This window comes from Candidatus Seribacter sulfatis, from assembly GCF_964187635.1.
Taxonomy (GTDB): Bacteria; Verrucomicrobiota; Verrucomicrobiia; order Opitutales; family Seribacteraceae; genus Seribacter; species Seribacter sulfatis.
Map to the genome: position 1 here is coordinate 1 of NZ_CAXLMO010000030.1, position 7,464 is coordinate 7,464.

Genomic DNA, 7,464 nt, shown 5'->3' on the forward strand with positions numbered 1-7,464 from the left:
TTAACTCGTCATTGTCTCCGCGGGTGGCGAGAGATCCGAATGTTGGATCCCGTTTCCAAAGAGTGGGAGGTTCGGGAATATCAATATCAGCAAGATAATTTTCATATCTTTCTGCATTTTCAAAGTAATCATGAGGAGCCTTGTAGTGATGCATTAGAAAGAATGGTTTATCATCCTTTCTTTTCTTAAGCCAATCAAGGGTCAGGTCGGTGATGGCATCCGTGGAGTGTTTTTCTGGAAATTCGATCAGATTTTTCCCCCACGGCTTTTCTCCCCGAATTCGAAAGGAGGGGCCATGGTATTTACCTTGTCCGGGAAGCACACAGTAATAGGTAAAATCCTTGGGTTCGACTTTGAGATGCCACTTTCCAATCATGGCCGTTTCATAACCCGCTTTGCCCATTTCAATCGCAAGCATTTGTTTTCCAGGGAGTACTTTACCACTGAGGTCGACCGCTCCATTTGTGTGATTATATTGCCCGGTTAGGACGCAGGCACGGGAAGGTGAGCAGATTGAATTAGTGCAGAAGGCATTTTGAAAAAGAGCCCCTTCTTTTGCCAGGCGGTCGAGGTTGGGGGTTGGGGCGATTTTGGCTAAACGACCTCCATAGGCTGATATACCATGAGCGGCATGATCATCCGACATGATGTAGAGAATGTTTGGCTTCTTTCCCCAACTTGAATGGAGAAAAAATAGGGAAAGAGTGGTTATGTATAAGGTTTTTATCATGATAATTTTAAACGGCTAGCCGGGTAAAGGATTTGAGTATGTGTAAATCAGTTCTGTAATCAGGCAATCAACTCTTTGATGATCTGTCCTCCAAACTGACTGAGCTGCTTGTATCTGCCTCCATGAAAGTAGGTTAGTTTATTATCATCCAGTCCAAGAAGGTGAAGTAAGGTAACATGGAAATCGCGAATTGGATGAGCGACTTCAACCGCTCCCGATCCCAATTCATCAGTAGCTCCAACGATACTGCCAGGTTTGACGCCACCACCTGCCATGAGGATCGTCATGGCTTGGTTGTTGTGTCCGCGACCGATTGCATAGACTCCTCCTCTCCGGTTATTATCCGGAGTTCTTCCAAATTCACCCATCCAAAGAACAAGGGTATCTTTAAGCATGCCCCTTGATTTTAAATCCTGGATCAGGGCGGTCATGGGTTGATCCACGCTCTTGATGCGGGCGGCGTGAGCTCGTTCGAGGTAGTCGTGACTATCCCATCCACCCGAGAAGATTTGCACGAAGCGTACTCCTTTTTCAACCAACCTGCGGGCCATCAGGCATTGTTTCCCAAATTCTGCGGTTTCCTTTTGGTTAAGCCCATAGGCGTCCTTCGTTTTATCGTTCTCTCCTTCCAGTCCGATCACGCCGGGAACTTCCATTTGCATGCGGTAGGCCAATTCGTAGTTTTGCATGCGGGATTCCAACTCCTCGTGCTGAGGGTGCTTGGCCATGTGGCTCTTGTTAAGGAAAGCGAGTTCGTCGAGAGCCTCTCTTTGATGCCGCCTTGTCTTGTGGGAAGGAGCGTTCAGGTCGAGGATCGGAGAACCGGACGGACGCAGGCGGGTGCCTTGGTACTGACCGGGCAGGAATCCATTTGACCAATTGCGTGATCCGCCTTGGGGGAGAGCGAGTTCCGTCATAACGACGTATCCAGGAAGGTTCTTGTTTACTGAACCCAAACCGTAGTTGGCCCAAGCGCCGAGAGAGGGGTCGCCTCCCAGTCGACTCCCCGTGTTCATGTGAAAGAGAGCTTCCGGGTGGTTGAGAGACTCGGCGAAACAACCCCGATAGTTGCACAACTCGTCGGCCACCTTGGGCAGATGGATCCATTGATCGCTCATGTCCAAACCGGATTTCCCTACCTTGCGCGAACCGTAAGGACTGCCCACATAGAATTTGTATCCGGAGGCTAGGCTTCCCGGCCGTTTCGATTCCTTTTTGTGAAGATCGTTGAGCTTTGGTTTGGGGTCGAAAGTATCGACCTGACTGGGGCCGCCTTCCATGAAGAGCATGATGACGTTTTTCGCCTTGGGTTCGTGCATCGGTTTCTTCACGCCGCTAAAGGATGCAGAATCTTTCGCCATCAAATCGGTCATGGCCAAGGCTCCGAGTGAAGAGGTTAGTCCGTAGAGGAAATCACGGCGGTTGAGTTCGGGAACGTAAAATGGGATGTTCATATCAGTAGACGTACATAAATTCGTTGGCATTGAAGAGAACCAGGCACAAATCTGAGAGAGCTCTGGTTTGCGGGCTTACTTCATGGGCTTTCTTGTCGGCATGGTAATTTTCGAAAGCGGGAAGAATTTCCTCGTAGTCGAAAGGAAGGCCAGTGGACTCCTCGACGAGGGAACGGGTAATGGAGGTAGGGTACTCGGTTTTTTCCGGTTCGTGCTCGAGATGATACTGCCTCATCTTTTCGACATACTTCTCAAGTCTGTCCCATTCCTTCTTTGCGGGAACTCGGCCGAAAGCCAATTGAACCACCCGCTTGACTTGCATTCGAAGATCATCGAACTCATTCACTGCTCGCAAAGCCAGAGCGATGGCCCGGTCGTTCATCAAGTCACTGTTGAGAAGGCTGAAGGCTTGGGGAGTGACCGACTCGGCGACTCTTTCTTCGCAGGAGTCGTTGGGGTTGGGTTGGTTGAAGAGTTCCAGGAAGGGGTCTGGTTGTCCACGCACACGGTAGGCATAAAGAGTACGGCGGTTTCTTTGTTCGGGCCGAATCGAAGGTTGATAGGCGGGGGCGAGGGAGAACTGGATCATACGAGGCTGAAGGGCCACTTCCATGTTGATTTCCGGCATGACCGGTAGCCCACCCACTTGACGGTTAAGCTCTCCCGTACTTACCAACATGCCGTCGCGTAATTCCTCGGCGGTCAAGCGACGGGGCAGGCGGTAGGCAAGCAGGTGGTTGTCGGGGTCTTCATTACGGAGTCTTTGGAATTCCGGGTGTTGCGTCCCTTGGCGGTAGGTTTCGGAAAGCATGATCAGCTTGTGGAGTCGCTTGAATTTCCATCCGTGCTGGACGAAGTCGGCCGCCAACCAGTCCAAAAGCCGAGGATGTGTGGGTTTCTTTCCCTTCGCACCAAAATTGTTCGGGTTGCCGGCAAGGGGTTTTCCGAAATGCCTTTGCCAGACTCGGTTTACGATTGAACGTGCGGTAAGAGGGTTGTCCGGGTGGGCAACCCATTTGGCCAAATCCAATCGTCTGCCGGTGCTGTCGTTGGTTATCAGATAAGGATCCTTGGGGTTATCGGAGCTTGATAGACCGAGGGCACTTAGGACGCCTGGTTGTACACGGTCTCCGGGAGCTTCGAGTGCACCTCCCTGGAGAATGTGAGACTTAGGAAACGGCCCATCGGGTATCTTGCCGGGCATACGCATTTTACGAGCATTGAGAGACTTGGGTACGGGACCGTTGTACACGGATTGCACAAGGGGTTTGTAGCGTTCGAGCCGACGGCTCCAAATCCAATCGTCTTGGCGTCGAACCTTGAGCCTGCCTTGTTCGATTGGGTTTAAGCCTACATAACGGGGCGGCTTTTCTTCGTCGGGCAAGCTTCTGCGCTTATCTTCGTTGAGATATTTCTTTCCCCTCTCGGCATACCATTTCTTGGCGGCCTCTTCCTGTTTTTTCAAAAGTTCGTGGTGTTTTTTCTTCGCGAAGTCGAACATGACTTGAGTGGCTTTTTTTCCTTCGTTTAGGCCAAGAAGGTTTTCTTCTTTGGCAAAGGGAGCCGGTCGTTCCGCAAGTTGGGTTCCCGAAAAAGCGGCGTACATTCTGTAGTAATCACGGGTGGGGAGGGGGTCGAATTTATGGTCATGGCACTTAAAGCAGCGCATGGTCGTACTGAGGAAAGTTTGCCCGACCGAGTTGACCACATCGTCGAGGTACAATTGACGGGCTTGCGGTTTCAAAACCATGGCCGGATCCCATGGTCCCATGCGAAGGAACGAGCTTGCCACCAGAAGTTGCGAGTCTTTTTTGTCCTTGGGTTGTTCTTCCCAGAGCTCATCTCCGGCAATTTGTTCGATGATGAATTGGTCGTAAGGTTTGTCGTGGTTAAAAGAGCGCGTTACATAGTCGCGGTATCTCCACATGTTGGAGCGTTCGTAATCGTTGGACAGTCCTGCCGTATCGGCATAGCGTGCGACGTCCAACCAATGTTGGGCGGAACGTTCTCCGTAATGGGGACTTTCAAGTAACTGGTCGATCAATCCAACCCATGCCTTTTGAGGATCCTTGTCCCATGCTGAACGAAACTGGTAGATTTCATAGGGTGTGGGTGGAAGACCGTGAAGGTCAAGGTAGGCCCGCTTGACCAAGTTGCGGAAATGGCTGGGTGGCGCAGGCTTGATCTCTTTCCGGTTGAGCTTTTCCCTGACAAAGGAATCGATCGGATTCAGCCCTGAGATAGGTACCTTAGGCTTGGTCAAGGGTTGGAATGCCCATAAGTCTTCGGGTGAGTAGCGCCTGTATGTCCAATCGTCGGACAAGCCTCCACTTGTTTTGACTATTATGCCTTCATCCGTTACGGGCTTCGCCCTCTCTTCAAGCACGTACTTTTGGCTTGTCTCTTGGTCGGGCCAAGGTGCTCCGAGTTTGATCCATTGTCTGATCCAGTGGATTTGTCTTTCGGTCAACCGGTCGTTCTCCTTGGGGGGCATTTCGTAGTCTTCGTCCTTCCACTCGATTGCGGTCATGATGAGGCTCTTTTCCGGATAACCGGGCACGAGAACCTTTTCCGAGGTTTCCCCTCCTAAAAGTATTTTATCGAGGGAAGAAAGATCGAGATCCCCTTTTGTTTTCCCTTCTTTTTCGCTATGACAAGCAAGACATTTACTTTCCAGAATAGGCTTTACCTTGAGCGAAAAAATCCTTTCACCCATATTTGCATCAATTTTTGTAAAAAAAGCTAAATAAATTAACAGTGATAACAAACTTGATCGAGTGGTAGACACAGTCGATTGGGTAGAGAATTTAAATTACATTTAAAGCAAGTGCCTTAAGGGCCCCATCTTTATTTTTTACGAGGATCGCTTCAACAATCCTCTCGTGTTCTCCGATTGATTCTTCAAAGTTCTCGAAACGGGAATATTTCATTGAAATACGAACCGCGAGTCCAAGCCAAATCAGTTCGAGGTTTTTAGAAACCCGAGTGACCCAGTGTCTGTGGAGAGCCAAGTCTCTTTCCGCGACTTCGGGCAAGGATTCTCTTAGACAGGCATTCTTGAATTGCTCGAGCAAAATTTCTAATTCCCCATGATCTTTATGGTTTGCTTCTTCAATATATTTAGAAACACAGTATTTTTCTAATTCTAATCGCATGTTCATCATTATTTTCCGTTCCTCATCTGCGATTGCTGAATGAACGCGAACTCCGCGATTGGTTTCGTATACTAATGAACCTTCCTGAGTAAGCTTTAGAAAAGCGTCTCTTATTGGACCTCGACTTACGCCGAAGCGTTTGGCAAGGGAAATTTCACGCAATGGTTGATCGTAACGGTATTTACCGGCAATTAAATCCGACCTTAGAATATCGCAGATCTCTTCCCGAGTGTAATCTCTTTTAATAGATTCCTTTACCATGCAAATTCACCTAATGTTATAACAGAAAACTCGTCAATTTGAAATTGTTAACAATTTCTATCGTTAAAATGGATATGCTTTATTTGTAGTGGGAATTTAAGAATGTAAATTGGGAAGTTTTGTTTTTGGGCAATATGAATTCAAGAATTCTTTTGTTGGAATCACGATCGATAATTTGCCAAGCGTGGCTTACAAAAGAATTAATTTCATAATGATCTTTGGGACGCAAAGTTCTTCTTTGCCTAGGGTTTCCTTCAAAATCGATCCATTCTAGGAAAATTGTTTTAGATGAAAGGTTACGCAAAAATAGCTGATTTCTTTTATTTGAGAACTGAGATTTTGTTTTTTCATTTGTTTTGTTAGGTAGTGGTTTTATTTTCGGACTTCCTTTGGGGGCCAAACTGATTACACCTGATTCAAATTCTTTTTTCCAAATTATTAAATTGTTTGGCCATGCAAATGGTTTTTCTTCTTTATAATGGAAGCCTAATAAATGAGATGAGACATGATCACGTTTTAGAGGTAATTGATACCTCCATTCTGAATCACCAAGGGTTTCTTTAATTAGTTGGGCGAGTGGGGGATCTGCTTTTTTGAGTTCTTTTCTTGTGTTAATAAATCCGTGTTCCCGGTCATTTTCACGGTTTGTGTTAAACCATGATTGCACTCCCTCTGCCCAATATTCATTGACATTAGTGGAAGCATAAGTGCCATCCCATATTTTTCTTTCGATTGCATTTCTGTAACATTTTTCAATTTCATTTTGAAAATTTGGATTTAATTGTATCAGTGCCATTTGGTGTAGGGCATGGGCAAATTCGTGAATCAAAATATTTTCCTTTGCGTAGGGATCCCCTTTGATACCAAGAAGGTTTTCCTCTCCGCATGTCACAGCAGGCCGGGCAAAGGTAGCACCTAACCCACGAGCTCTATGATCCCAATATTGGGAGGGTTTGAGGTCCGAGTGTTCGGGAATGTCTGTAGTAAATTCATCTCTGGCCATCACCACATAGCGTGCTTTGTTTCGATTCAGCATTGAAAGTAAATCGTTTCTTTTTCCAACCATCTTTATGATCAGAAAAGCAGCTTCTTTTAAAGCATAGCTCGAAACTTTTGCAGATCCAATTATAGAAAATCCGTGAAGGTCAACATGCTTCTGATAAAATTCATCCAAATTTAAGCGATTTCTCACTTCTTGTGGAATTGCGGTAACTTCGTAACTATTCTTTGCGACAAGACAATGAACACAAATAAAGAAAACGAACCCGGTTATAAAAAATATACCCGGACTTTTCATAGAAATATTTTTTATTTGAAGAACTTATGCTGAGGATCGTCACCGCTTAAAATATATGCGAGCAGATCCATTACCTCTTCTTCTTTCATCATATTAAGTAGTCCTGGGGGCATCGGTGAGACAGTAGACGGCCCCATGCTCTGAACTTCATTTGTTTGCACGCTCGTTCTTTGGTTCGGATCGTAGAGATCGGTGTTTAAGACAACGCGGTTACCACCAAGGTTTACCACAACTCCGGACAAGGTCTTCCCGTTTTTTAAAGTTACGAAAGTGGGAACGAACTGTTCATTGATTTCCTTACTTGGATACATGATTTGTTCGAGTAGATCATGAGGTGAATAGCGTCCGCCCGAACCGGTCAGGTCGGGACCGTTCATGCCGCCTTGGTTTCCAAATCGGTGACACGCGTAACAACCTCCTGCTGCAAACATCCTGCGACCAACCTTAAAGTTTCTACCCTCTAGCCCACTGGATGCCGCATTGCTTAATTCCTCCAGTTCCCAATTTTTAACGAATGTGCTACCCACCATCGCCTCTGCCATAACATCGGCAGGAGACTTAACAATA

6 protein-coding genes are annotated in these 7,464 nt (G+C 46.9%); all 6 read right to left on the reverse strand.

Features of this window, described 5'->3' with window-relative positions; genetic code table 11:
- Window positions 1–730 (reverse strand): sulfatase-like hydrolase/transferase (locus ACKPQ5_RS03690; RefSeq protein WP_407677746.1); only part of this gene is annotated, 730 nt, incomplete at its 3' end.
- Between the two features lie 59 nt (window positions 731–789).
- A complete protein-coding gene (locus ACKPQ5_RS03695; protein ID WP_407677747.1) occupies window positions 790–2,184 on the reverse strand; it encodes a DUF1501 domain-containing protein in 1,395 nt (464 codons plus the stop codon).
- Window position 2,185: 1 nt separating this feature from the next.
- Window positions 2,186–4,900 carry a PSD1 and planctomycete cytochrome C domain-containing protein gene (locus ACKPQ5_RS03700; RefSeq protein ID WP_407677748.1) on the reverse strand — a complete coding sequence of 905 codons (2,715 nt, stop codon included), beginning with the start codon at window positions 4,898–4,900 and terminating at the stop codon, window positions 2,186–2,188.
- Window positions 4,901–4,991: 91 nt separating this feature from the next.
- Complete coding sequence (locus ACKPQ5_RS03705) at window positions 4,992–5,600, reverse strand: GntR family transcriptional regulator (RefSeq protein WP_407677749.1); 609 nt, start codon at window positions 5,598–5,600, stop codon at window positions 4,992–4,994.
- A gap of 79 nt (window positions 5,601–5,679) precedes the next feature.
- Window positions 5,680–6,897 carry a VHL beta domain-containing protein gene (locus tag ACKPQ5_RS03710; RefSeq protein WP_407677750.1) on the reverse strand — a complete coding sequence of 406 codons (1,218 nt, stop codon included), beginning with the start codon at window positions 6,895–6,897 and terminating at the stop codon, window positions 5,680–5,682.
- Window positions 6,898–6,908: 11 nt separating this feature from the next.
- Window positions 6,909–7,464: c-type cytochrome (locus ACKPQ5_RS03715; protein WP_407677751.1), on the reverse strand; the 556-nt coding region annotated here is incomplete at its 5' end.